This window comes from Vibrio sp. Of14-4 (assembly GCF_022347625.1).
GTDB classification, from domain to species: Bacteria; Pseudomonadota; Gammaproteobacteria; order Enterobacterales; family Vibrionaceae; genus Vibrio; species Vibrio pristinus.
In genome coordinates this window covers 77,684-102,533 of record NZ_JAKRGI010000008.1, presented here as the reverse complement: position 1 = coordinate 102,533, position 24,850 = coordinate 77,684, and the positions used below count along the sequence as shown (strand labels likewise).

Below are 24,850 nucleotides of genomic sequence, written 5' to 3'. Positions count from 1 at the left end.
GATATTTATATCTGGTATCTGATTTGATTAACAATCATTCAATCGCTAGATCATAGAAGCAGACTAGATGAACTTTTTCGTCAATAAAACCACTAAGAGAAAAAGTTAGGAGATAAGTATTGATGAATTCTCAACCATTTAACGAGTTACAGCAGTATTTAAGCACACAAATCATTGGTCAGACTGAGTTAGTCAAACAACTTTTAGTCGCACTGCTTGCTGATGGGCACATATTAGTCGAGGGGCCGCCAGGCCTTGCGAAAACCCGAGCGGTTAAATCACTTGCCGATTGTATTGAAGGCGACTTTCACCGCATACAATTTACTCCTGATTTGTTACCCGCGGATCTGACAGGAACCGATATTTTCCGCCCAGAAACAGGGGAGTTTACCTTCCAAGCTGGACCTATATTTAACTCTTTAATCCTAGCCGATGAAATCAACCGAGCGCCAGCAAAAGTACAAGCTGCAATGCTAGAGGCTATGGCTGAGAAGCAAATTACCGCCGGCAGAAAAACCTATCCTTTGCCTGAGTTGTTCCTAGTCATGGCAACACAGAACCCTATTGAGCAAGAAGGGACCTATCCTCTGCCCGAAGCGCAGCTCGACCGATTTCTTCTGCACCTTAATGTTGACTATCCTGATGCACAGAGCGAACTCGAGATACTACGCCTAAATCGAGGAGAGGCCAAAGGTAAGCAAAACATTACGGCTCCTAAGATTAGTCAGCAAGACATATTTTCCGCACGACAAGAAGTATTGAATATTCACATGGCGGAAACTGTCGAGAGCTATATTATCCGACTTGTCATGGCGACGCGCCAGCCGACTCAATACGACGATACACTGAATAATTGGATAGAAATGGGAGTCAGCCCACGTGCAACGATTGCACTCGATAGGTGCGCGCGTGCTCACGCTTGGCTATCAGGCCGTGATTATGTTACCGCCGAAGATGTTCAAGTGATGGCTTTCCCTGTCCTTAGACATCGTATCCTACTTAGCTATCAAGCTCAGGCAGAAGGGATTAGCGCCAACCAAGTCGTCAATCGACTGCTCTCGCTCGTAGGCAGCGCGTAGGGCTTACCAATGGATAAACAGCTATCTCCATATTCTGATGGCGTAAATCTTTGTCTTGATGAACTGTTGTATTTTAAACAACACGCTATTCACTGGTTACCACCAGCAAAGAGTTTATGGTCTCAGGTACTTGGCCAACACCAAAGTAAGCAACTTGGCAGAGGGATGGACTTTGCAGAAGTCAGGCAATACCAAGCCGGCGATGACGTACGTAGCATAGACTGGCGAGTTACAGCTCGCACTGGCAAGCCTCATACAAAGTTATTCACGGAAGAACGCGAAAAACCGATTATTTTGTACATTGACCTGAGCGCCAGCATGCGCTTTGGCTCAAAGCTCATGTTTAAGTCAGTCCTTGCAGCCCATATGGCGAGCTTAATTGCCTGGCTCTCTGTGGCACAAAAAGACCGTGTGGGCGCCATTATCGATACAGGAAATCAGCTTACCGAGCTTAAGCCAAGCAGTCGTAACCAAGGTCCGTTGGCGATGATCCAAAATTTGGTAAAGCTGCATCAAAGCATATTGCTTGATCCCGCTGATATCCGCTCAAACGATATGAATGAGGGGTTTCATGCATTAAACCGTCTTTGCCCTAAAGGCAGCGAAGTTGTGATAATCAGCGACTTTTTACGCTTTTCCGAGCAAAATCAGTTGTTAATTTCTCGCCTGCGATCCCACAATCAAGTGAGATTAGTTCAAATATCCGACCCCTTGGAGTCTGGTATTACGGACTATCGGGGAGTTGAGCAGGTGTCTGATAAGCGCAGTACCATGTGGGTAGACTTTTCTTCTCGCAAAGTACGTAATCAGATTGCTGCAGCGTTTGAAAGCAAGCAGCATCAGCTAAAAAGCTTATCTCACAGTCATGGTTTGAGCTTTACTTGTCTCTCGACTCAAAAATCACTACTACAACAATTATCAGGACGTGATCAATGAGCACATTAAACAAGGATTCTCTGTTACCACTCAATCCGATGCATTTGCCTGAGCTCCCCTCTTGGTTTCCTATCGCTTGGGGTTGGTGGGCAAGCGCTGGTACCACTCTTCTATCTATTTTGGCCATATGGCTCATTTATCGCTGGAATAAAAAAAGGCTGGCGCCAAAGAAAACCGCTTTAAGGTTGATTCAAGCCGGTGAAAAGCCAGCAGAAGCGTTTGAATTGCTTCGCCAAGCCGCGTTGTGTTACTACCCAAGAGAAGAAGTCGCTAAATTGACTGGTAAGGAGTGGTACGCGTTTCTCGATACGCAGGTAAAAGCGCCCATATTTTTAGATAATTACGAAGTCTGGCAGGTCGCTCTTTATTCAAAAGAGCCCTTAGGTAATGCGTCAGAACTCGTCTCTCATTGCTCACAATGGGTCAATGAAGCACTTCCCCCCAAACGAAGGAGGACAAAAGTTGGCTAATATAGAGTTTGTATGGTGGTGGAACTTCCTTCTGCTGCCTTTGCCACTACTAATTTATTTTTTATTGCCCCCAGCTCAAACATCATCTCCTGTTTATATGCCCTACCTGCCCCAATCTCCGGCAGGTAACTCATCGTGGAGTTTAATGGCTAAAGGTTTAACCGCAGTGATCTGGATTACTCTGGTTACTGCATCTGCAAGACCAGTTTGGTACGGCGATCCTGTCATCACACAACCTAAGCACAGAGATATGATGCTAGTGGTCGATCTCTCGTACTCAATGAGCCAAGAAGACATGCAGTTAAATGGCGATTACATTGATCGCCTAACGGCGGTAAAACAGGTATTAGGCGACTTTATTAGTCGGCGCCAAGGGGATCGTTTGGGCTTAGTTCTATTCGCCGATCATGCTTATTTGCAAACCCCACTAACGCTAGACAGGAAAACAGTCAGTCAGCAGCTCAACCAGACTGTTCTTCGCCTGATTGGCGATAAGACAGCCATAGGTGAAGGGATAGGTTTAGCGACCAAAACTTTCATCGACGGAGATGCCCCTCAACGAGTGATGATATTACTCAGTGATGGCACCAATACCGCAGGCGTACTTGACCCGATTGAGGCGGCCAATATTGCCAAAAAATACAACGTCACCATTTACACTGTCGGTATCGGAGCGGGTGAGATGCTGGTGAAAGAGTTCTTTATGACTCGAAAAGTCAATACAGCAAAGGATTTAGATGAGAAATCTCTAAAGGAAATTGCTTCAATTACTGGTGGAAAATACTTCAGAGCCAGAGATAGCCAAGAACTTTCCAGCATCTACGATACCATCAATGAGCTTGAGCCTATTAGTCAAACAACGCAAACTTGGCGACCCCAGCAAGATTGGTTCTCTATCCCCTTAGCTATTGCACTTATCTGCTTCTTTTCATTGTTGATTATCAGGAGAAACCATGTCTGATTTTCGCTTTCTTTACCCAGAGTGGTTAGCAATGATGCTACCACTTGCTATCATGGTTATTTGGCTGATTAAGCGCAGTCGAAGTAAAACCTTGATTGCACCGCATTTAGCAAAGGCAATGGGCCTTAGTCATAACTCATCTCGTAACCTGAGCATCAGCATAGCAGCTGTCACAGGGGTTATTGCCATTGTTGCTTTAGCTGGTCCAAGCTTTACTGCATCAGAAAGGCCAAGCTTTTCCAACCAAAGTGGTCGAGTGCTTATCATGGATATGTCTATGTCCATGTATGCGACTGATATTAAACCGAATCGACTAACTCAAGCTAAGTATAAAGCCCGTGACTTACTAAAGCAGTGGAGTGAAGGTAGTACAGGTCTTATCGTCTATGCCGGAGATGCATATACCGTCAGTCCAATGACGTCAGATACCCATACCATTTTAAACTTAATCCCAAATCTCAGCCCAGATCTCATGCCATTTCAAGGTGCTAATGCTGCAATTGCTGTAGAGCAGGCCATTAGTATGATGAAAAATACTGGCTTGTCTCAAGGTGACTTAGTGCTCTTTACAGACGACATCGATGACCAAGAAGCAGATAACATTGAAACTCTGCTCAAGGGCACAAAGTGGCGACTGACGATTTTAGGTGTGGGCAGCCAAGCCGGGGCTCCTATCCAGCTCTCCGATGGTACATTGCTTAAATCTGAGTCTGGACACACTGTAGTGGCAAAATCAAATTTCGCCAACATGGCTAAACTTGCTCGCACATCTAAAAGCTTATTCACTCCTATCCAGCTTAACAACAGTGATATTGAAGCAATTAGTCGATTAACCAATGAAGTGGAAGCAACCAGTACGCTCAATCAAGCCAAACAAGTCATGGACCGAGTAAACAACGGCATCTGGTTAGTACCATTATTACTTATACCTGCTCTCATCACGTTTCGTCGTGGGGTGGTCTTCGCTCTACTCGTTGTCATTCTGCCTGCCATGAACATCAATAGTGTCGAGGCTTCACCTTGGCTTAATGACGATCAGCAAGCAAAAAGGCTGTTTGATTCTAAGGAATATAAACAAGCAGCAGAGCTATTTAAAAATAAAGAATGGCAAGGCATGGCACAATATGAAGCAGGTGATTTTGCTGCTGCCATTGAGTCATTAAAGGGCGTACAGACACCGAGAGGAAAGTATAACCTTGCCAATGCGTATGCTCAAAACAAAGATTTTGACCAAGCGATAAGCCTTTATGAACAAGTACTAGAGCAACAACCTGATAACTCAGATGCCAAACATAACCTAGAAATTGTTCGACAACAGCAACAGCAACAGCAACAGCAACAGCAACAGCAACAGCAACAGCAACAAGAGTCTGATAAGAATTCTTCATCAGAGCAACAACAAGGTTCTCAATCAGAGGAAAATTCTACAGCAGAGGAAAAGTCCCAAGATCAAGAGTCCAAGCAGAACCAGTCTGACGAACAAAAAATGGCAAACGATCAGCAAAAGCCACAATCAAAAGACAAAGATGAAACGGCCCAAGCCTCTTCTGAGCAGGAATCAACGCCAAAGGAAATAAAGACGTCCGATAAACCCTTAGAACAAGAATCACAACAACTCTCTCGACAGGAAGGGGCTGAACCTATCGATCCAGCGCTGCGAAAACTTGAACAAGTAGAGAGCGCTCGAGATCCCAGTCGTCTTCTCAAAGCACAACTGATATTACAAGCAAAATCAAAGCAACCACCAGAGAACACAGGTAAGAAGTGGTAATTATGAATCAAAGAGCATTTAAACTGATGAGCTTAGTCGCTCTAACAATGGCCTTTTTTAGCCCTGTTTCTATCGCTGCCAACATATGGGCAACCGTAAGCAAGAATAAAGTCGTCAAAAATGAAGTTTTCCAATTGCGTATTGTGGTCGACGAAAAAGCGTCCTCTGATGACCTAGATTTCAGTGCACTTGAAAAAGATTTCTACGTCAGCAGGCCGAGCTTTGGTTCATCAATAAATATTGTCAATGGCAATCGGAGCGTCAGAAGTGAATGGAATATCACCTTGGCAGCACAAAAGCTGGGGCTTGCCAAAATTCCTGCTTTTACCATTGATGGCAATAGCTCTAAACCCATTGCGATACAAGTAACACAAGACTCTGACGAGCCAAAAGTATCGGATTTGGTCGAGCTCAGAACTTCTTTAGATAAAACCCAACTCTACCCAAATGAAAGTGCTTCGCTAAGAACGCGATTGATCATTAAAGCGGATCCAAGACGCTTGCAAAATCCCCAAGTTGTGCCACCAAAAGTCGAGGGGCTTACCCTCACACAAATTGGTGAGCCTAATCAGTATCAAAGTGTACTTGATGGCGTTGAAGTCACCGTACTTGACCAAGATTATCGAGTGACAGCCGACAACTCAGGAAACTATACCTTGCACAGCGCAGCATTTAAAGGCTCGGTAATTTACGGGAACGATAGAGTGGGCACCACAAAGCTTGTCTCGGTCAATATCCCCGCAGAAATCTTTAACATAAATGTTGAACCAAAGCCTGAGGGATACTCTGGCGTATGGTTACCCACTTCGATGCTGTCTCTTAAACAGACATGGACAGCAGCCAATGGAGAGAAAATCACACCGAGCACCGAGCTTGCGACCAAAGTGGGCGATTCAATTACTCGTGAGATAACCTTGGATGTAGAAGGATTACCTCAAGAGCGTCTTCCTAAGCTCAATATCAACTACCCAGAAAACATTCGCGTTTATGCAGAAAAGCCCCAGTTTTCGCAGCTTGAAAGTGGCGTTACACGTATGACGCTTAAACAAGTATTGATCCCTAAACAGGCTGGTAGTATCGAGCTACCAAGTTTAGATCTGAACTGGTGGGATAGCCAAAACAAAAAACAAAGAACAGCACATTTAGAGGGGCTAACTCTTGCTGTTGAGCCAGGAGAGAATCTCAATAATTCAATTCCAGCGCCTCAGTATTCAGCACCTGTTGAGACAAACACCATTACCGTGCATGACGCGGGGTTTTGGCCATATCTCACCGCCCTATTTGCACTACTTTGGCTCATCACCAGTGTACTGCTAGTACGAAGTAAAGTTCAGGGCTCAGAACCAAAAACCAACCGAAAATTGGAGCCAAATTCAAGTTCAGCTCTTATCGATGCTCTAGAGTCCAAAGACTATTTTAAGGCTCAGCACTGCGCCTCACAGTGGCTAAATCAGGTGAGTATTGACGACAAAACCTTGATTGAGGAAGTAAGAAATGAGTTAGACCTGATGCAGAAATCCTATTTTTCTTCGCAAGAAACTGGCTGGAATGCAACAAACCTGCTTAAACTTATTAAAAAGGTGGACAAGATGCCTCGTTCAAATAATAGGCCTGAGGAGGAACTGGCTAAGCTGTAACCGAGATGAAGGCAAGAAAAAAGAGGCATTATTCAGGTCCTAGTACATTGAGAAATGGTAACTGGAGGAATGATGTCGGCAATTGAAAAGCCAGATCCCAGTACTCATTATGTCATCGTTTATTTTGATGGTTCCCATATGGCTTCCCTTGAAGTTGACGCCAAGAGTCGCGCGGAAGCAATCGAAGCATTAAAAAATCTGGGATTTACAGAGCGTGATATGTTCTCTATTTCGCCCTGATGAAATAATTTGTCACGAAAGGTAGCTAAAACGCTACCTTTCTATTTTAAGTGGAAGGGAAATGAAGCTTAAGATTGCTCAAATTGCTATCACAGCGTGCTGTCTTATTTTCACGTCTATCTCGGTGGCACAAGTTGATTTAGTCAAAGTCGATAAGTCGAAGCGCCGAATGTATTTGATTGATGATCATCAAATCATACGTGAGTTTCGCATTGCGTTAGGGAAATCACCAAAAGGCCACAAAAGACAAGAAGGTGATCAACGCACGCCAGAAGGGCGTTACTACTTAGACTTTATTATCGATGAATCAGAATTTTATCGTTCAATCCACATCAGCTACCCTAACCAAAGTGATATCGATTATGCAACCACACGGAGAATAAAGCCTGGTGGAAATATCAAAATCCATGGCCTACGAAATGGCGAAACTCGCCCAGCTAACTTTGTTCAAAGCTTTGACTGGACCAATGGCTGTATTGCTATCACCAACGAAGAGATGGATGAGTTACTCACTCTAGTCCAACCAGGCACCCCGATTGATATTCGATGGTAAATCAGCTGTCAAAAATTTTCCCTTCCTCAGTTCCAACCTTTTTCGACTCGCGTGTAGCCCACCAGCAAAGCAAAGAACCTAATGTCACTAAAACGACACCCTGTAAAAATGTATCAGTAAGTACTAACCCCAATATGAAAGATGAGATAACCGTGGAGAGTACAGGAGTAAAGTATGATAAGGTCGCTAAAAACACCATGTTGCCCCCTATGATTGCATAATTCCACAGCGCATAACCGCTTCCCATCGCCACTCCAGCGAGAATAAGCCAGGTAGCGGATTCGAGATCCAAACTCATATCTTGGTCTGCCGTAATCGCATAGTTGGCCCATAGCGCGATAGCCGTCATGATAAAAAATAGGGTAATAGCATTTTGCCCACCAGCCAAGCGTTTCGTCAGGTTACAGTAAATTGCCCACAAAAATGCCCCAACGAATGCCATGGAATAAGTAATTGGGTTCGTTTTCACATTCGCTACTATCTGATTGATAGATAAACCTTGTTCACCAGAAATGCTCCACGCGACTCCAAAAAACGCTAGTGCAATGGCAGGATAAATGAGTAGATTGGTCTTTTTAGGACTTGCCAGCACTGCCAATAAAACAGTGAGCGCTGGCCAGAGATAATTGATCACCAACATTTCAATAGCTTGCTGACGTGAGTGTGCTAATCCGATAGAAAGGACTAAACAAACTTCATAAGCAACAAACAACCCACCCCCTACTAAAACATACCTTATAGGGTAACGTTTTAGTGTAGGAAGCCCCATCACAAGTACCAGAAAACAAGCAGCGACTGTATAAATCGCTGCAGCGCCGCCCTCAGGTCCTAGTAATTCTGTGACCGCTCGCGCCATCCCAGTCACACTGCTCCAAAGCAGAATGGCTAAAACACCACAGCAAGTAAATCTATGCCTATTCAAATCCAACCCTTAATAACAACTTTATAGGACGCGTAAAACAGCGATAGGTTCATTGCAGTACTAAATCACTTCCCAGCTGTGGGTCATTTCGACACCAGCCCCCAGCATTAAGCACACTGAGCAATATTTTTGTAGTGAGTCTGCCGTGACCTTCTCAACAATGTCAGTGTCCAAGCCGTCTCCGGATATTTCAAAGTGAATATTTACCTTAGTAAATAGTCGAGGGGCAGTATCACGACGTTCAGTGGTCAACTTGGCGCTGCACGCAGAAACTCGTTGTCCATGTTGCTTCAATCCATCAACGACATCAACAGAGCTGCATCCACCTGCCGCCATAAGTACCATTTCCATTGGTGATACAAGTGCACTGTCACCTGCCCCAAAAATAATTTCTTGTTTTTTATCAGTTTTACCAACGAACTTAAGGTCTTCGAGCCACTTAACTTCTGCTTTCATCATTCTCATGTCCAATTTAAAGTGACAAAGCCACTTACTTGAGTGACTTTTAATTATCTACATAAAATTCATTAAAGAGCCTTGATTTAACCATTGCATGGTGAGACAAAGCTAAAACACTAATCATTGTTAACTTGATTGAATCATTGTTTATTAGGGTTCCTGAAAATGTGGGTTAATCCGAGACATTAGCAGCATATCAATGTAGCGACCATTCTTAAATGTACTGAGACGTTTAATACCTTCAGTTTCAAAACCGACTTTTTCATAGAGAGAAACCGCTGACAGGTTATCAGTATGAACTTCAAGCTCAACTCGAACTAAATTTAGCCAATTATCTGCCTGATTAATGGCTTCCTTCATAAGGGCTTTACCAACGCCTTTACCGTGGCTGTTTGGATGAACTGCAATAGCGATGCCCGCACAGTGTCTATCACGTATTTTATTGGTTAAAAACAGAGTTACATGCCCGACAAGGTCTCCATCAATCTCTGCAACTAATGTGTACTGTTCTGAACCTGAAAACAGCCCAGAGACATGGGAAGAGTTGAGGAAAGGTAGTTGAGATGTATTCTCGGATACAGATGTATAGCTATAAATTTGATGAAGTTCTTTGCAGTCAGAATCTTCCATACGTCTTATTTTCAAATGCTTTCCTTACTTAAAATTCATGAAACAACACAAGGTCTATATTGTTCAAAATCTCGCTTTCCACTTTTTATAATGCAAGGTTAACTATGTTAGTTCAACTGTTAATCAATAAGTTATATAGAGTTAATAGAGATTAGATTTCATAATATCTATTTCTGACAGCTTTACTTCCAAACTCATTAGAATAATTTTCACTCTCCATCAGTTGGAAACTTCACACCCGTTTGTCTGCGAATTTCTGTCAATAATTTAGCCACTATCAATGAGCGCTTCATGCACGCTTCATCAATTTGATTCTGAGCATATTGGTCAGCAAACGCCAGAGCTTCATAATACATGGGGTTAGGGTCTTGTTTGACCGTTAAATCAATGCCTATACTGCCTTTGGTAATCTTGGTTAACTTTTTACCGGTAGCAATCATTTCCATTAGCAGCGCACCTTCTTCACCTTGAATCTCGCTCGGTAGATAAGAATCACTAGTTTTTGAGTGCTGAAGAACCACTTCAAATCCATCATAACCTAAAATAATGCTACCGCTACCATCGACCCCTGAATCTAAAAGCTGGGCATGTGCTTTAACAGACAGCGGCTCGCCAAATAACTCCACCGCCGAGCCTACACAATAGTAGCCAATATCCATCACTGAGCCATTGGCAAATTTTGGGTTAAAAGTATTAGGCATCTCCCCAGCAAGATATCTAGGATAACGAGAAGAGTACTGGCAATAAGTGATAAAAGCTTTGCGAAGCTTACCAAGCTTGCTGCAATGCTGTTTAAGCAGTTTAAAGTTTGGAGTGTGAGGGGACATAAAAGCTTCAAATAAGACAACTTCATTATCCAAGGCCGTTCGATACATTTTTTTTGCTAACGTATCGTTGGCTGCCAAGGGCTTTTCGCAGATGACATGTTTACCCGATTCGAGTAATTTTATTGCTTGAGGTGCATGAAGTGAATTTGGGCTGGCAATATAGACAGCGTCAATCGACGAGCACTTTGCAAACGCATCAAAATCATCATACAAAGCCAAAGAGCCATACTTCTCAGAAAACTCTCTCGCTTTGTCAAGTGAACGAGAATACACACCAACGAGTTGGTACTTTTGGGTTTTCAACGCCGCTTCAATAAACTGGTCAGTAATCCAGTTAGTCCCCACTATGGCAAGTCTTATCATCACTTTTCTCCAACCATAACAAAAGGAGCAAACCGCTCCTTTTGTTAAATTACGCGAAAATTTGTCGTGCTATACAGTCATAACAACCCTTAATGCCAAAAGTATCAAAACAATACCTGACAAGCGATCTATTAATTGCACTTTGGACCGAATTTTATCTAACAGGCGCGGACTTGATAGTAAAAAAGTAATGATGGTGTACCACAAACCGTCAATTACTAGCGGAGTCAAAACAATCACTAACTTTGCAGTTAGGCTGTCTCCAACGGCAACGAATTGACTAAACAAAGCAATAAAGAATAGCGCGATCTTAGGGCTGAGAATCGAAATTAGAAAACCTTCCTTTGCGGATTGCCACAGCGAGGTCTCTTCACCAGATTCCAGCTTTGCTGCCACGCCTCCTTTAGAGCGCAATGCATTATAACCAAGATAGGCTAGATACCCGGCACCACAATAGCTAATCGCTTTGAAGATCAGAGGTGACTGCTGAAGGACCACAGCCAAACCAATCAAAGTCACGAACGCATAAACACCAATACCCAAAGCATGGGCCCAAGCTGTCGCTAACCCATTTCCCCGACCACCAGTTAGACTATGCTTCGCGACCATAGCAAGGCTAGGCCCCGGTGACATGGCTCCTAAAATACAGATTGTAAAAAGTGATAACCAAATTGTGATTGTCATACTATTTCTCTAAAAGATCCCATGCTTTTAGATTATCGAATCAGAGAGATGATTTGAAATCAAAACTAGCGATATCTGTTATGATTTTAAATCATAGCGACTGAGTGTTTGGATGTACGAATGCAACCGAGTATCAAGTCACGTATCCAAGAATGTGCCTTGTCTTGATCGTATTTTGGATGCCACATCAGCCAATATCGGTGAGGTTCAGGATCAAATGGCAGAGAAGAAAACATCAGTGGATGCTCTTGAGATAGATTTGCCGCTATATGCTCAGGAACTATCATAAGATAGTCACTTGAGAGCAACGCATTCACTGCTGCCGAGAAAAATGGAATTTGTAATGCGATACGACGATCCACTCCCATGGTTCGCAATGCCTGGTCTGCTATTGAGTCTTTATCTCCCCCACCCGTTACTTTAACGTGCGGGTAATAAGCTAAATCATTAACCGTTAGGTTTCTATTTTTTGATGCCGGGTGTCCTCTGCGCATTAGACATACAGATGTATCTTCGCCAATCTTAATACTCATCATATTTTCGGGCTTTTTAGGCTGCATAGTAGAAGCCAAATGTATCCCCATCTCAGAAAAATTCTGCATATAGTCTGGCTTCCATAAGCGATAAGCGAGATTCACATTAGGCGCTTGTTTTACCATCTCAGAAACCACATCAGGGACGATATACTGAGCCACATAGTCGCTGGAAGAAAACACGAACTCCTGTTGCCACGTTTTAGGGTCAAATGGCTTGTCTTGTAGCAGTTGTTCAAACTCTTCCAAAAGATACGTGAGCTGCTCTTTCATACCCACGGCTTTTGAAGTCGGCACTAAAGTGTTTCCCTGCCTTACTAGCAAGGGATCACTGCACAATTCTCTCAATTGAGCAAGTTGACGACTCATTGCTGATTGCGTGATATTAAGTCTAAATGCAGCTCTGCTTACATGACATTCTTCGAGTAATACTTGTAACGAGCGCAGCAAGTTAAGATTGATGTGGTTTAACGACATTGAATTGCCAAACTTCTAAATGGTATGCGAGGTTACAGTATCACCTTCAATGACTAGGATACTCTGCGCAGTAATTTTCTTCCAATCACGATTTCGCTCCAAAGGCTCAGATGCCAACGAAATATTAGATCCTTTCTTACGTATGAATACGGTCGGCGCCTCATTATCAGAGCTGTAGCGAGCCGCCCAAAGCTTCACACCATCGGAAATACATATTGATGCTTTCAGGGGTTCTTTGATGTTGCGGTTCTCCATTAACTGAGTAATATCCAGTAGAGTTTGTCTTATCGCGTTAACGGGCTGTTCTCGCAAACCATTTTTGAGCATAAGCAGAAAGATAAGCTCACTGTCTGTGGTTCCCATTCTCTTTAAGAACAGATCTTCAGGTAGCTGCTGATGCAAGTCATATTTTACCTGCTCAAACTCACCTATCTGCCCATTGTGAAGAAACATCCAATTATCAATAATAAATGGGTGGCAGTTGGACCGAGACACTTGAGTTCCTGTGGAAGAGCGCACATGCGCCATAAATCGGTGAGAGCGGATATGATGGGTGAGAGAGCGAAGGTTTTCATCCCCCCACGCTGGTAATACCTCGTGAAATTGACCAGGAGTCTCTCTTTCTGTATACCAACCAAGGCCAAAACCATCTGCATTTACTCGCGTAACCGCTTTTCTGGCATCGATACTCTGCTGCACTAATGAGTGCTCAGGCTCGTACACCAACTCATCGAGATAAATTGATTCACCCTGATAAGCTAACCAACGGCACATAAAAACTCCTTAAAACTATTGATAAGATTAGGCATAGAATCATGATTTAAACAACCTAGCAAGTAATTCTATATTAGGCCCTATCTCTTCTAGCGGCATGTTGCCAAAACCCAGCACTACCGCTTGCCACGATCGATTCACTACCCTGCTATGTTCATAGTAGCTCAATGCCTGTATGTTAATATGGTAACTCGCTGCCCTTTCTACCCATTCTTGCTCGCTTATCCCGCCTTCCCACTTGACGGTGACATGCAGACCTGCCGCTTGACTAATCACGATCACGTCTTTTCCTAAATGCAGTTCAAAACTATCAATCAGGGTTTGATACTTGAGTTTATACAGACGACGCATCTTTCGAATGTGGCGCAACAAGTGCCCCTCAGAGATAAAGTCTGCCAGCGCCGCCTGCGTATGGGAGGGAGAATCGCCGCTCAATGCATCTTTTATCTCAAGGCAGCGTTGAACATGAAACGGTGGAACAACTAGGTAACCTAACCTTAAGCCGTTAAACATCACTTTGCTCATTGAACCAGTGTACATGACATGCTTTGATAGACCTATCTGGGCAGCTAAGCCCTGTAAACAAGAATAAGGCCGATGAGCAAACTGAAATTCGCTGTCATAGTCATCTTCAATTATCCAGCTTTGCCGTTTTTGGGCCCACTTAACAAGCTGCAAACGGGCTTCCGTATCAAGCGTGGTCCCCATGGGGTACTGATTACTGGGTGTTATATATAATGCGCGCGCATGACTTCTAAATACATCTTGCAAGTCAAACCCTATTAACTCTCTCACTTGCAAGGGTTCCAATTGGTAGTGATTGAGTTCGATAATCTTAGCCATTTGCGTGTAACCAGGTTGTTCCATAAGGATAGTGTCATGGCTAGATAGGACACTCATGGCTGCAATCATTAGTGCTTGCTGAGCGCCAGCAGTGATAATGATATTATCGGCAGAACAACTGACTGAGCGGCTTGCTGACAGATATTCGGATAACGCTAATCTAAGTGCCATGCACCCTTGAATATCTTGACTCCCCAGTAAACTAACGCGCAAAGCATGCCTTTGTATTAGCCGGTGCCAAGTTTTCATGGGAAATTGCTTTAATTCTGGAACGCCGCGATCAAATGAAGTATTACGGCTGGCCGAAACCAAGGGTTGAACAATCAGGCAATCTGTATCCATTTCTGGTAAAAAGTTACCCGGTAGCTCCAACGAAACATAAAACCCTGAACCGGGCTTGCTTTCAACATAACCTTCAGCCACAAGCTGCTCATAAGCACCATTAACCGTATTGCGACTGATACCCAGTTCAAGCGAAAGTTTTCGACTGGAAGGCAGTCTTCCTTGCAACGGCCATAAACCACCAACAATTTTAGCTTTCACTGCATTAAATAGCTGCTGCTGAAGTGTTTCCTTACCACCGCTGAGAGTCAAGTCTCCGACATCAATCAAAGCCAAAATTGGTCCCATAAATATAATAAAACTGGTGCTTAATAGAATACCAGTTTAAGTCTAGATTAGTAACACAAAGTCAAGTGTTAAGGAAACCCTATGCTATCTAGCACACCACGTACTCAAATTAAAAAAGGCGCTCATAAAGCCGTGTTCGATAGAAACCAATTGGACAAAATCATTGATGAGAGCCTTATCGCTCACATCGCAATCGATGATGGACAAGGTCCGATTGTCATACCCATGCTTGCATGGAGGGTAGACAACTACGTCTATATTCACGGAGCAAACAACAGCCGCTTGATGCGCTACTTGGGTAAGTCATATCAAACCTGTTTAACCTTTACTCTATTTGATGGCTGGGTGCTAGCAAAGTCTGCATTTCATCATAGTGCTCATTACCGTTCAGCAGCCGTGCTAGGAAAATTTGAACTTGTCGGCGATAACGTTGAGAAAGACCGACTACTTAATCACTTCTTAGAACAAATAGCACCCGGTAGAAGCCATGATGTGCGACCCAGCAGTCAGCGAGAGCTTGCTGCAACCACGTTACTTAAAATGCCTTTAACAGAAGCCTCGGTTAAAATCAGTTGTCATGGAGTAAGAGATGAAGAGTATGACTTGGACCGGCCAGTATGGGCTGGAATACTGCCTTATAAAACGGTTGTCGGGCCTCTGCAATCCGCAGACTCTTCGAGCGATATAACAGAGCCAGATTACAGCACTGCGTATGGGGAGCGTTGGTTCAGTAATCAATAACAACCAAGGTAAAGCTTAAACAGCGTTAAGTGAAATAACGCTGTTTATATTGACTTGGTGTTAAGCCTCTCTGTTTCTTAAACATACGTGAAAAACTGCCTTGGTTTTGATATCCCAATTTAAAGCAAATATCCTCAGGAGACAGTCCACGGCGCATCATTTCTACTGCAATATTACTCATTACATAACCACTAACAGTAGTGAAATTCATTCCTAAGCTTCTCAAACGGCGCTGAAATTGCTGTATGGATAGCCCGAGTAGGCTAGAAACCAGTCCTATTGTTGGCAAGCCATGATGCCGACTGTAGTTTAGGATCTCATAAATCACTTTTATTTCATCTTCTGCATCTGGCATGTTCAATAGCTCATCAAGATCAGAATAATTCATTGCTAGCGGACCAATTTGTACTCTTGTTTTTTGCATAGTTGCCAAGCGCAGATCCGCATGAAACCATACTTGAGTCGTCGAGTGATTCCACTCAATGTCACAACCAAAGTAATTTTGATAACTCGCATTGTTCTTGCGGCTACCCTGCAGCTGTACCCGCAAGGGCGAAAAATCACTGCCAAGATATAAACGCAATACCTTGGTCAACACCAATGCAATACGAATACTATCATGAACTTTAGATTGAGAAGCGACAAACGGATTTTGATAGGTCCATTTAATCAGTGGACCACTAATAGACGCAGATAGAAACGCTCCGTTTTGAAGGCTTGTGAAACCATAATTGACCCTTCTAATCGTAGAAGCCAAATCACTACCAGAGAGTAGCCAACGGGACATCGCTCCAATATGGCTCAGATCAGCATCAAAGCTGATATCAAGGATCACATCTGGGTTGCTCGTCTCTTGCTCTAGTCTGTCGTACCAAAGGTTAATTTCTGACATGGGGATTAATGTCATGGGGTTTTGAAAGGCAGACTCTGGAATACCCAAACCATTATCTGGAATGCCGTATCTGAGCTTTGCTACTCGGTGGATATGTTCAATACCCAAAGCTCGCATAAATCTAATCCCTTTCATGTACAAATTACGTCATTTAAATGCCTATTTAAAATTAATCTGTCACATTAAAACTAGAATTTCAAATCTCGATCACAATACTTTTTCTATTTATTTGGGAGTGATTATGAGTTTATTCAGTGTTCCTTTTGTCGACACAGGTGTAGATACTGTTTTGCATGTCATCGCAACGGTTCTCTTGGTTGTTACCATTAGCGCGACTTTGTACGGTATATGGAGATTTCACGAGCTACCAATCAACAAAGCACACAGTAAAGAACATCATCAGATTGGGCTGATAACAGCATTAACATGGATAGGCTTTATCTGGCATTGGGTTTGGGTTGTTGCTGTGATGTTTGCATTTATTGACATGGAAAAAGCGATTGTGCACTTGAGAGATACATGGAAGCATGCCCCGCAATCAAATGATAAACGTGAGGAAGCATAATGTTAGAAGGTCTTGCTGTCTGGTCACTACTCATTTATCTTCTCAGGCTGATCGGAATGCCGTGGAATAAGTTTACCCAGTCGTTTTCCTATTTAGGCGGTGTCTCTTGGTTACTGTTTGTTTGGGTCGGACTACTCAATTATGCTCCGATGGATTTATCCGGTGGCTCACTTGTTCAATCACCACATATCCAACTTAGACCAGATTCACCGAATGTCGCAGGAAAAGTCGAACAAATCCATATTTCCCCCAATCAAAAAATTCACAAAGGGCAATTGGTTTATCAAATAGACCCAACTCAATACGAAATTAGCTATACTCAAGCAAAGGAAAAGCAAGCTTCAGCAAAGGCAGAATTAGATATCGCTTATCAAGATATTGCCATTTCTAAAAGCGCCTACCAGTCTGTTCTGCAAGAGTTAGATACCATCAAAAGTCAACTGGGCGCTGCAAAAGCAGACTATCGCTTGCAGCTTAAAATGCTAAGCCGTTATAAGAAACAAAATCAGCTCGTGAGTAATACGATAACCGCAAGTGATATCGACAAACAGCAAACATCGACAACGTTAGCCAAGCAAAACATGACAACTCTTGAATCACAGCTAAAGACTAAACAAGTTGACGTTGAAAAAGCAAAACTGGCCATCGAAAAATCGCAATTAAACACTCAAACGAAAAAGGCTCAGTTAAAAACAGCAGAACAACAACTCGCCAAGGCTAAATGGGACCTAGACAGTACCGAGGTATATGCTCCAGCTGATGGGTTTGTAACCAACTTTATACTTCGACAGGGTCAACTGGTATCTCGGCTACCCAGATTGCAAATGTACACCAATGAAAAGTATGTGTTAATGCGTGTTAATCACCAAGCAATACGTAATGTAAAACCTGGACAAGTTGCGGAGTTCTCTTCATCTGTTTATCCGGGAAAAATATTTTCCGCACATGTTGAAGGTATAGTTGAAGCCACAGGCGAATCACAAGGAAATTTACTTGGTTGGGATGACTCTGTTCGAGTGACTACAGGTAACAATCTCCAAAATAAGCATCATTTTGTGCGCTTAAAAATCGACGAGCCTGAGGGTTACGATATTCCTGTTGGCTCTGTCGGTCTAGCATGGATTAGTGCTGAAAAACCAATCAGTTTCATGGCTTTTCTTGATGTGCTCAGAGGAATAATTATCCGGATGAAATCACAGCTTTACTACTTTTATTCTATTTAGAGGCGCTGAGTAACAACGATTGGTTCATATGCTTGGTAGGCAGTTACCTTAAAAAACGAGCTAACGACACAGGTAGGACAGTGATTTTCAAGTGACACTAAAACATTACACTTACCATTAGCAATATGAACATATGTGCATTTTGCAATTGCAAAATGCACATGAAAACCTGAAATTCAGCATTTAATGGACGGAAACAATGCATTTACACGATATAAAACATGGCACATAAAATGCTTATCTAGATATGACCCTCTAAAATCAGAGAGTCACCTAGCCAACTGACGTTGTTAGTGAATGATGAATTGTTCACAGTTTTATAGCCAACCTCACCTATTGAGGTTGGCTTTTTTCATTTCTAGTAATCCTTCTTGGAGGATTAAAAAACAATCAAAACACAAAAGAAAACCCCACTAAGCTTTCGCTTAGTGGGGTTTATTCTTACTCGCAGCATTCCGGCTACTTACAGTGCTCCATGCATCTAGTCCGTGATAGTACGCTGATTCCTTCAGCACTTTCCTTAACGTCGCCTTCCTAGCGGTGTCCTCGGCAATCCAGCCCGTTAACTATCCTAGTTAACTCTCTTCGCTCTATCCTAAAGCGGTGTCCTTTGTGCTGTCTTCCTAACAGCTAATCCTCTGTCCCTTGAGTGTCCATTAACTTTCCTTGTTGTAACCGTCCTAGTTACCAGCGTCCAGCTAATGTCCTAATGCTCTCCATGCTGATTATTCATCCTAAATAATCAAATCTTCTTCCTGAAGATGACCTTTCCGTGGGTCTTTCCTGTTCCATGTCTGCTTCCCGCTGACAACTTAAGATTAAGATAACCAAGAAATTTAGCAATAGTGGTTTCGATCGCGTTTTCAGCCTAAGCTTAAAGAAATATCAAAAAAATCTTTATGTACAAAGACTTGAAAACAAAAAGTAGTGATAATGACATCCACAACTATCACTAAACTCACGACCTTGTGAGAAATATCGCACAAAAAAAAGGGCAATTTGGTTGTTTTCCATATTGTTTGGCAAATATTAAAATGTGGAAAAAATCACAAAAATCATACTGTGGGACCATAGCCATAATTGCTGAATGAATTTTTCTAGACTAAATCAGAACGAAACAGGATATTATCTTTGATATTTGCCACTCCACTTTCCCTGTTTAGGGTTTTCTTTCATAGAGGAATAACAACATGATATCTAAATGGGCACAGCGATTTTATCAGATGGCAGTCCTAGTAGGCTCTTGGAGCAAAGATCCTTCAACTCAAGTCGGCGCTGTTATTACCAAACAAAATCGTATCGTCTCGGTAGGATTTAATGGTTATCCGCACGGAATTTCGGATAGTGCAATGACAGACGACAGAGAAATGAAATATCTGAAAACCCTCCACGCAGAAGAAAATGCTATTCTCTTCGCTAAACGCGATCTCGATGGTTGCGAGATATGGGTTACCCATTTCCCCTGCCCTAACTGCGCTGCAAAAATCATCCAAACGGGAATTTCTTCGGTACACTGCCCTGAGCAAACTCAAGATTTTTTATCTCGCTGGGGGGAGAAGATTAAAATTAGCCAAGAAATGTTTCTTCAAGCTGGTGTTAAAGTCAATTGGCTGCCGATTGACGACCTAAACAGCGACATTTAATTGTTCGAGCGCATCAAAGAGCTGCTGAGATTTGTAGGGTTTGGATAAGTAGGCGTCCATTCCAGCATCAAAGCAGCGATCTATTTCTTCAGGCAAAACACTTGCTGTCAATGCGACGATAGGTGTTCGCTCTTTGCCTAATTCTGCTTCCCAAGCTCTAATATTTCTGGTAGCCGTAAGTCCATCCATCACAGGCATCATACAATCCATAAGAATTGCCATGAATGATTGACCAGATTGAACCATAGCCACTGCTTCTGCACCATTACTAGCAATCTGGTGCTCAATACCTATTTTTTCAAGAAAGAAACTAGCGATTTTCTGGTTCATTAAGTTGTCTTCAACAATCAAAATACACCCTATTTCACCACCAGCAACACTTGGAACTCTTTCTTTACTTGTATCAATCACATCAAGCTTAGTTTCACTGATTGCTTTTGAAATCGCAGACTCAAATCGGCGACCGAGAAAGGGTAATGTCAGATTCGAAGACACGAATGCGGCATAATCAGGCAACATATATAAATGATGCTGAAGCCCTATAATTTCAGCAAAATTAAAGTGCGCCTTTAATGCTGCAATATCTTTTCGTGAACTGCATTGGGGATGATAGTTGTAGAGTATTACATTAAATTGGTCATTTATAAGTACAGCCTGATGGGTATTAAGCACTGTAGTAAGCTCTAGCCCAAAACGTTTGGCTTCACTTTGAATTAACGCTCGATAATGACTGTCATTGGCAACCAGAAGTGCCTGACCTTTTATTTGATTTTGGCTTGATGTACCTATCTGTTTTTCCTGTATTGGTACTTTAAAACCAAAGCAGCTGCCAACGCCAAGAATAGAGCTTACTGATACTTCCCCGCCCATAAGCTCAGCAATTTGGCGGCAAATGGTTAAGCCTAATCCCGTACCACCGTATCGGCGGGTGATGCTATTATCTTGTTGAATGAAAGGTAGGAAAATTTCCTCTAACTTTTCACCTTGTATGCCAACTCCTGTATCTAAAATTCGGCAATTCAAAACAGTGTTTTCACCATCATCACAAAGCTCAACAACCACGGAAACACTACCATCTTGGGTAAATTTAACCGCATTACTGAGGAAATTCATGAGAATTTGCTTAAAGCGAAACTCATCCAAATACAGGCTATCGGGTATATTTGAAGAAAAATGTGCGTTCAATTCTACTTGCTGTTTTAGTGCTTTGGTACTGACCATACTCATAGCTTCGAACGTTGCTTCACGAATATCTGTATGGATGGGTGACAATTCGAGACTTCCAGACTCAATTTTAGACAAATCGAGAATATCGTTAATCAGTACAAGTAAAGCTTGGGAAGACACATCGATATCAGATAGCAACTCTCTCTGAGATGAATTAAGGTGACTTTCCGATAAAATCTCCGTCATACCTATAATGCCATTCAAAGGTGTTCTAATTTCATGAGACATGTTAGCCAAAAATACACTTTTAGCTTGGTTTGCAGATTCCGCCTTGTCTTTAGCTAGAAGCAAAGCTTTTTCATAGTCTTTTTGTATTTGGATAACGTAGTTCACTCCTTGAGCAAACTTAGTGAACTCATCCTTACCATCAACCTGGATCAGATCAATGTGTTTGCTACCGCGCAGGCTGCCAAGTGCAGAGAGAATATTGGCCAATTTAGAATTAATTCGATATAAAGTACTGGCTCCCCAAAAAAACATCATTGCCAAAACAACCATGCCGATTACGGCAAAAGCATAGAGTACGCGTTCATGGTATTTAATGTTTGCCAATAGCTCGCTGCGTAGCCCCGCCGATAATGCTTCTAAATGGCTCGCCACCAACTGATTACGGTTTTCAACCCAGAAAGAAAACTTTTTAGAATCATAGGTTTCTATCTGGCTTAACGAAATAATTTGCTCTGAATGTTGGCTTCGCTGCAAGTTTATTTCTGACAGCATTTCTATTAAAGGTTCAAATTGATGGAGATGATGGCCTCTAGTGATGATTCTATCCAAGTAGATTTGCTGTCGTTCATTTATCTTAAAGTATTCTTCCACAAACTGAATATAAGATAATTGATTAGCTTCTACTTCCTGAGCAAGCCATACCTCTTGTTCCATCCAAAAATACATCCAATTAAGGTCAGTCAGTGCTAATTCAAGTTGCTGAGTTCTCACATCTAAATCGTGCACGTCCATTGAAAGTACCGCGTTGTAAAGAGTTAACAACGCACTGTATATCTCTCTACCTTTATCTAGTCTTTCTCTACCATCAAGATCAACGATTCCTGATATAAGTTCATCAAGATTCTGAATATGGGAAAGTGTGTTATTGGAATCCGAAACGCCATGGTGTGTATTCGCTTCAGTATGGGCGACCTGATACAGAGTGTTAATGGAATTTTTCGCAAGAAGTTCCCCGTTAGCTCTAGTATGCATGTCATTACTTTGATCAAGAGCTTGATGCAAATGACTGGTCAACTGGGTTAAATACTTCAGTGATTCAACTTTTTCACTAACCACTAAATTACTGTGAAGCTTTACTTGCACCTGCCTGACCAGATGCACAGAGAGCGCGACAATCACTAACGTAGGGATTAGACACAAGGTCAATAATCGACTTCTAATCGAGATATTGGAGAGTAGCATCGAGACTCGTTCCTTCGAATCATTTTACAACCACTAAAGAGTTTATATTAGACCATAACTCAACAAAATCTTGTCTAAAACACGGAATTTATGAGATTTTTTGACAACGCCATAGGGCCTTTCACTAAGATTTAGCTTTAGTACTTATAGACTCGTGTAATATCCATAAATTTCTTCCATATTGACGTCATGCGTGTACAGAATTCTTCCACAGTCTACAGATACTAATTTATTTTTAGATAACACCACAAAAACGTGATTTAAAACACAATAAAAACACAATTACGCCTTTATTTATTAAAATAATGTGAACGTGGTATTTTTCGTTAAAAAATAAGTTCTAGTAACTTTCAACATCAACAAGCGTAATAGGTTGAAAAATGTGTTTTTAGCCAATAAGAAATCATCCAAACCATGAATTATTTTTTCTAGCAGAAAAAGACACTAGGTATTACAATCCGCGCCGTAAAAATAAAATAATATTTCCTCTACACTAGCTACCCTACATAGCAGTGTAGAGCCAGTCCAAAAAACGTGAAAGGTCCAAAAACACCATGAGTCCAGAGAAACATCTCTTAGAGTGGCAAATAAGCCAAACGATTGCGGAAACAATCTCTCCCCTACTTGGTCAACTTTACCGTGATAAAGGCGTTGAAGTTCTCCTGTTTGGTAAAACTTTGGTCAATGCCGCTACTATCGATATTATCAAGGCACATAAGCTTGCTCGAAGATACACTGGAACCCCATTATCTACCGAACAAACGCTCCCGCTTATTAAAGCCTTATCTGAGATGGAACTATCACCATGTCGAGTCGATATTGGGCAACTCGCTCATCAGTTTTGGAAAGGCCGAGATGATGACCACGGAGTGAAGGATTTTCTTCATACCTCTTTGCTTGGCGCAATGAATGGAGAGACAGTTACTGAGCCTCGTGATGTTGTTTTGTATGGATTTGGCCGTATTGGTCGACTCCTCACTCGCCTTCTCGTAGAAAAAAGTGGGCCGGGTTACCCTCTGCGTTTACGCGCTGTCGTTGTACGTGGTGGCAAAGAAGGTGATTTGGAAAAACGCGCAAGCTTACTGCGAAGAGACTCTGTCCACGGCCAATTCAACGGCAGTATAATCGTTGATGAAGAACGCAAGGCCATCATTGCCAATGGTAACTATATCCAATTCATTTATGCCAATAAGCCTCAAGACGTCAATTATACCGCTTACGGAATCAATAATGCTCTAGTGGTTGATAACACTGGGGTATGGAGAGATAGCGAAGGTCTCGCTCAACACCTTGACTGTGAAGGGGCGGAAAAAGTGCTTCTAACCGCACCTGGAAAAGGTGATATCAAAAACATAGTCTTTGGCGTCAATGATAATACGATCCTTCCTCAAGACACCATAATCTCTGCGGCCAGTTGTACAACGAATGCCATTACACCTGTTCTGAAAGCGGTCAATGATAAATATGGTGTCACTTCTGGTCATATAGAAACAGTTCATTCATTTACTAATGACCAAAATCTCATTGACAACTTCCATTCAGGAGAGCGAAGAGGCCGCAGCGCTTCTCTGAATATGGTCTTAACATCAACAGGCGCAGCAAAAGCAGTCGCAAAAGCACTGCCAGAACTCGCAGGCAAACTAACAGGCAACGCGATCAGAGTTCCAACTCCAAACGTTTCTATGGCTGTGGCCAACCTTAACCTTGGCGCAGAAACAAATAAAGATGAACTCAATGCCTACCTGCGAGAGATGGCGCTCAAATCTGAACTTTCTGCCCAGATCGACTACACAGAGTCCACCGAAGTTGTATCAACTGACTTAGTAGGATCGCGTTTTGCTGGTGTTGTAGACGGAGCTGCAACTATTGCACAAGACAGCCGATGTGTTCTTTACATCTGGTATGATAATGAGTTTGGATATAGCTGCCAAGTTGTACACTGTATGGAACAAATGATGGGGGTTCGTTACAAAACCTACCCCTTTGTATAAACGGACAAGCTTTTCCTAATGCAAATTAGGAACCTACCTCCACAACTACAATAACAATATCCTTCATCTTTGCCGCTTTCCAAGAAAGCGGCTTTTTTGTTTTCTTACCTTCTATTCATCTTTGGTTCATTTATGACGCTTTATTATAGAAACATCAAACAAGAGGTTTCATAGTATGAATAAAGTAATAGCAAGCGTATTAGCCTTATTTATAGGTATTTTTACATTATTTTTCAGCATGATAATGTTAGTTCCACTAACCATTTTCGCTCTTCTAACAGGAAGAAAAATAGAAAAGTCTTTACGCCAGAGCGGAATGCGCTTTCAACAGTCACCTCGCGGTTCTGTCTTGGAGGGAGAGTATGAAGA

At 42.3% G+C, this 24,850-nt stretch carries 23 protein-coding genes; 13 read left to right on the top strand and 10 right to left on the bottom strand.

Translation table 11 applies throughout. The features are described 5' to 3' along the window. Positions 1–122 precede the first annotated feature (122 nt). From MHN79_RS10160 to MHN79_RS10125, 8 genes are all read left to right on the top strand, one after another. Positions 123–1,079, top strand: coding sequence for a MoxR family ATPase (locus tag MHN79_RS10160; RefSeq protein WP_239172799.1), 957 nt, complete (start codon positions 123–125; stop codon positions 1,077–1,079). A 9-nt stretch (positions 1,080–1,088) separates the two neighbouring features. Next, the gene (locus tag MHN79_RS10155; protein ID WP_239172798.1) at positions 1,089–2,015 is read left to right on the top strand and encodes a DUF58 domain-containing protein; all 927 of its coding nucleotides are present in this window, start codon (positions 1,089–1,091) and stop codon (positions 2,013–2,015) included. Continuing rightward, entirely contained in the window at positions 2,012–2,485 is a 474-nt protein-coding gene (locus tag MHN79_RS10150) for a DUF4381 domain-containing protein (RefSeq protein ID WP_239172797.1), read from the top strand. Before MHN79_RS10155 ends, MHN79_RS10150 begins: the two co-directional genes overlap by 4 nt. After that, positions 2,478–3,446, top strand: a complete 969-nt coding sequence (locus tag MHN79_RS10145; RefSeq protein WP_239172796.1) for a VWA domain-containing protein — start codon at positions 2,478–2,480, stop codon at positions 3,444–3,446. The genes MHN79_RS10150 and MHN79_RS10145 overlap by 8 nt, the downstream gene beginning before the upstream one ends. Then, entirely contained in the window at positions 3,439–5,217 is a 1,779-nt protein-coding gene (locus MHN79_RS10140; RefSeq protein ID WP_239172795.1) for a VWA domain-containing protein, read from the top strand. Before MHN79_RS10145 ends, MHN79_RS10140 begins: the two co-directional genes overlap by 8 nt. A 2-nt stretch (positions 5,218–5,219) precedes the next feature. Beyond that, positions 5,220–6,854 (top strand): BatD family protein, encoded by a 1,635-nt coding sequence (locus MHN79_RS10135; RefSeq protein ID WP_239172794.1) that lies wholly within the window; start codon positions 5,220–5,222, stop codon positions 6,852–6,854. Between the two features lie 54 nt (positions 6,855–6,908). Beyond that, entirely contained in the window at positions 6,909–7,094 is a 186-nt protein-coding gene (locus MHN79_RS10130; RefSeq protein WP_239172793.1) for a RuvA C-terminal domain-containing protein, read from the top strand. Between the two features lie 61 nt (positions 7,095–7,155). Continuing rightward, the gene (locus tag MHN79_RS10125; RefSeq protein WP_114783791.1) at positions 7,156–7,647 is read left to right on the top strand and encodes a L,D-transpeptidase family protein; all 492 of its coding nucleotides are present in this window, start codon (positions 7,156–7,158) and stop codon (positions 7,645–7,647) included. Position 7,648: 1 nt separating this feature from the next. Here MHN79_RS10125 and yddG read toward each other — a convergent pair whose 3' ends face one another. The 8 genes from yddG to MHN79_RS10085 form a co-directional block, all read right to left on the bottom strand. Beyond that, entirely contained in the window at positions 7,649–8,575 is a 927-nt protein-coding gene (gene yddG / locus MHN79_RS10120; protein WP_239172792.1) for an aromatic amino acid DMT transporter YddG, read from the bottom strand. A 54-nt stretch (positions 8,576–8,629) separates the two neighbouring features. Next, on the bottom strand, positions 8,630–9,025 hold the full coding sequence (locus tag MHN79_RS10115) for an OsmC family protein (protein ID WP_239172830.1): 396 nt from the start codon (positions 9,023–9,025) through the stop codon (positions 8,630–8,632). Between the two features lie 153 nt (positions 9,026–9,178). Beyond that, entirely contained in the window at positions 9,179–9,673 is a 495-nt protein-coding gene (locus tag MHN79_RS10110; RefSeq protein WP_275436238.1) for a GNAT family N-acetyltransferase, read from the bottom strand. Positions 9,674–9,867: 194 nt separating this feature from the next. Then, complete coding sequence (locus tag MHN79_RS10105; RefSeq protein ID WP_239172791.1) at positions 9,868–10,848, bottom strand: Gfo/Idh/MocA family oxidoreductase; 981 nt, start codon at positions 10,846–10,848, stop codon at positions 9,868–9,870. A 69-nt stretch (positions 10,849–10,917) separates the two neighbouring features. Further along, the gene (locus MHN79_RS10100; protein ID WP_239172790.1) at positions 10,918–11,532 is read right to left on the bottom strand and encodes a LysE family translocator; all 615 of its coding nucleotides are present in this window, start codon (positions 11,530–11,532) and stop codon (positions 10,918–10,920) included. Between the two features lie 86 nt (positions 11,533–11,618). Continuing rightward, positions 11,619–12,542 carry a LysR family transcriptional regulator gene (locus MHN79_RS10095; RefSeq protein WP_239172789.1) on the bottom strand — a complete coding sequence of 308 codons (924 nt, stop codon included), beginning with the start codon at positions 12,540–12,542 and terminating at the stop codon, positions 11,619–11,621. A gap of 15 nt (positions 12,543–12,557) precedes the next feature. Next, positions 12,558–13,316 carry a class II glutamine amidotransferase gene (locus tag MHN79_RS10090; RefSeq protein WP_239172788.1) on the bottom strand — a complete coding sequence of 253 codons (759 nt, stop codon included), beginning with the start codon at positions 13,314–13,316 and terminating at the stop codon, positions 12,558–12,560. A gap of 39 nt (positions 13,317–13,355) precedes the next feature. Then, positions 13,356–14,789: a PLP-dependent aminotransferase family protein gene (locus MHN79_RS10085; protein ID WP_239172787.1), complete on the bottom strand. Its 1,434-nt coding sequence runs from the start codon at positions 14,787–14,789 to the stop codon at positions 13,356–13,358. 81 nt (positions 14,790–14,870) lie between these two features. Here MHN79_RS10085 and MHN79_RS10080 point away from each other — a divergent pair, with 81 nt between their 5' ends. Further along, positions 14,871–15,530, top strand: coding sequence for a pyridoxamine 5'-phosphate oxidase family protein (locus tag MHN79_RS10080; RefSeq protein ID WP_239172786.1), 660 nt, complete (start codon positions 14,871–14,873; stop codon positions 15,528–15,530). Positions 15,531–15,555: 25 nt separating this feature from the next. On the opposite strand, the gene MHN79_RS10075 is transcribed toward MHN79_RS10080, so the two are convergent. Continuing rightward, a complete protein-coding gene (locus MHN79_RS10075) occupies positions 15,556–16,557 on the bottom strand; it encodes an AraC family transcriptional regulator (RefSeq protein WP_239172785.1) in 1,002 nt (333 codons plus the stop codon). A gap of 106 nt (positions 16,558–16,663) precedes the next feature. Here MHN79_RS10075 and MHN79_RS10070 point away from each other — a divergent pair, with 106 nt between their 5' ends. The 3 genes from MHN79_RS10070 to MHN79_RS10060 all read left to right on the top strand — a co-directional run bounded on the left by MHN79_RS10070 (position 16,664) and on the right by MHN79_RS10060 (position 19,853). Beyond that, a complete protein-coding gene (locus MHN79_RS10070) occupies positions 16,664–16,987 on the top strand; it encodes an MFS transporter (RefSeq protein ID WP_239172784.1) in 324 nt (107 codons plus the stop codon). Beyond that, the gene (locus MHN79_RS10065; protein WP_239172783.1) at positions 16,987–18,210 is read left to right on the top strand and encodes a biotin/lipoyl-binding protein; all 1,224 of its coding nucleotides are present in this window, start codon (positions 16,987–16,989) and stop codon (positions 18,208–18,210) included. Before MHN79_RS10070 ends, MHN79_RS10065 begins: the two co-directional genes overlap by 1 nt. 1,190 nt (positions 18,211–19,400) lie before the next feature. Next, positions 19,401–19,853 (top strand): cytidine/deoxycytidylate deaminase family protein, encoded by a 453-nt coding sequence (locus MHN79_RS10060; RefSeq protein ID WP_160928427.1) that lies wholly within the window; start codon positions 19,401–19,403, stop codon positions 19,851–19,853. On the opposite strand, the gene MHN79_RS10055 is transcribed toward MHN79_RS10060, so the two are convergent. Further along, complete coding sequence (locus MHN79_RS10055; protein ID WP_239172782.1) at positions 19,836–22,490, bottom strand: ATP-binding protein; 2,655 nt, start codon at positions 22,488–22,490, stop codon at positions 19,836–19,838. The two genes, MHN79_RS10060 and MHN79_RS10055, sit on opposite strands and share 18 nt — an antisense overlap. A 554-nt stretch (positions 22,491–23,044) precedes the next feature. Here MHN79_RS10055 and MHN79_RS10050 point away from each other — a divergent pair. Next, positions 23,045–24,481, top strand: a complete 1,437-nt coding sequence (locus tag MHN79_RS10050) for a glyceraldehyde-3-phosphate dehydrogenase (RefSeq protein ID WP_239172781.1) — start codon at positions 23,045–23,047, stop codon at positions 24,479–24,481. The last annotated feature ends 369 nt before the right edge of the window (positions 24,482–24,850 follow it).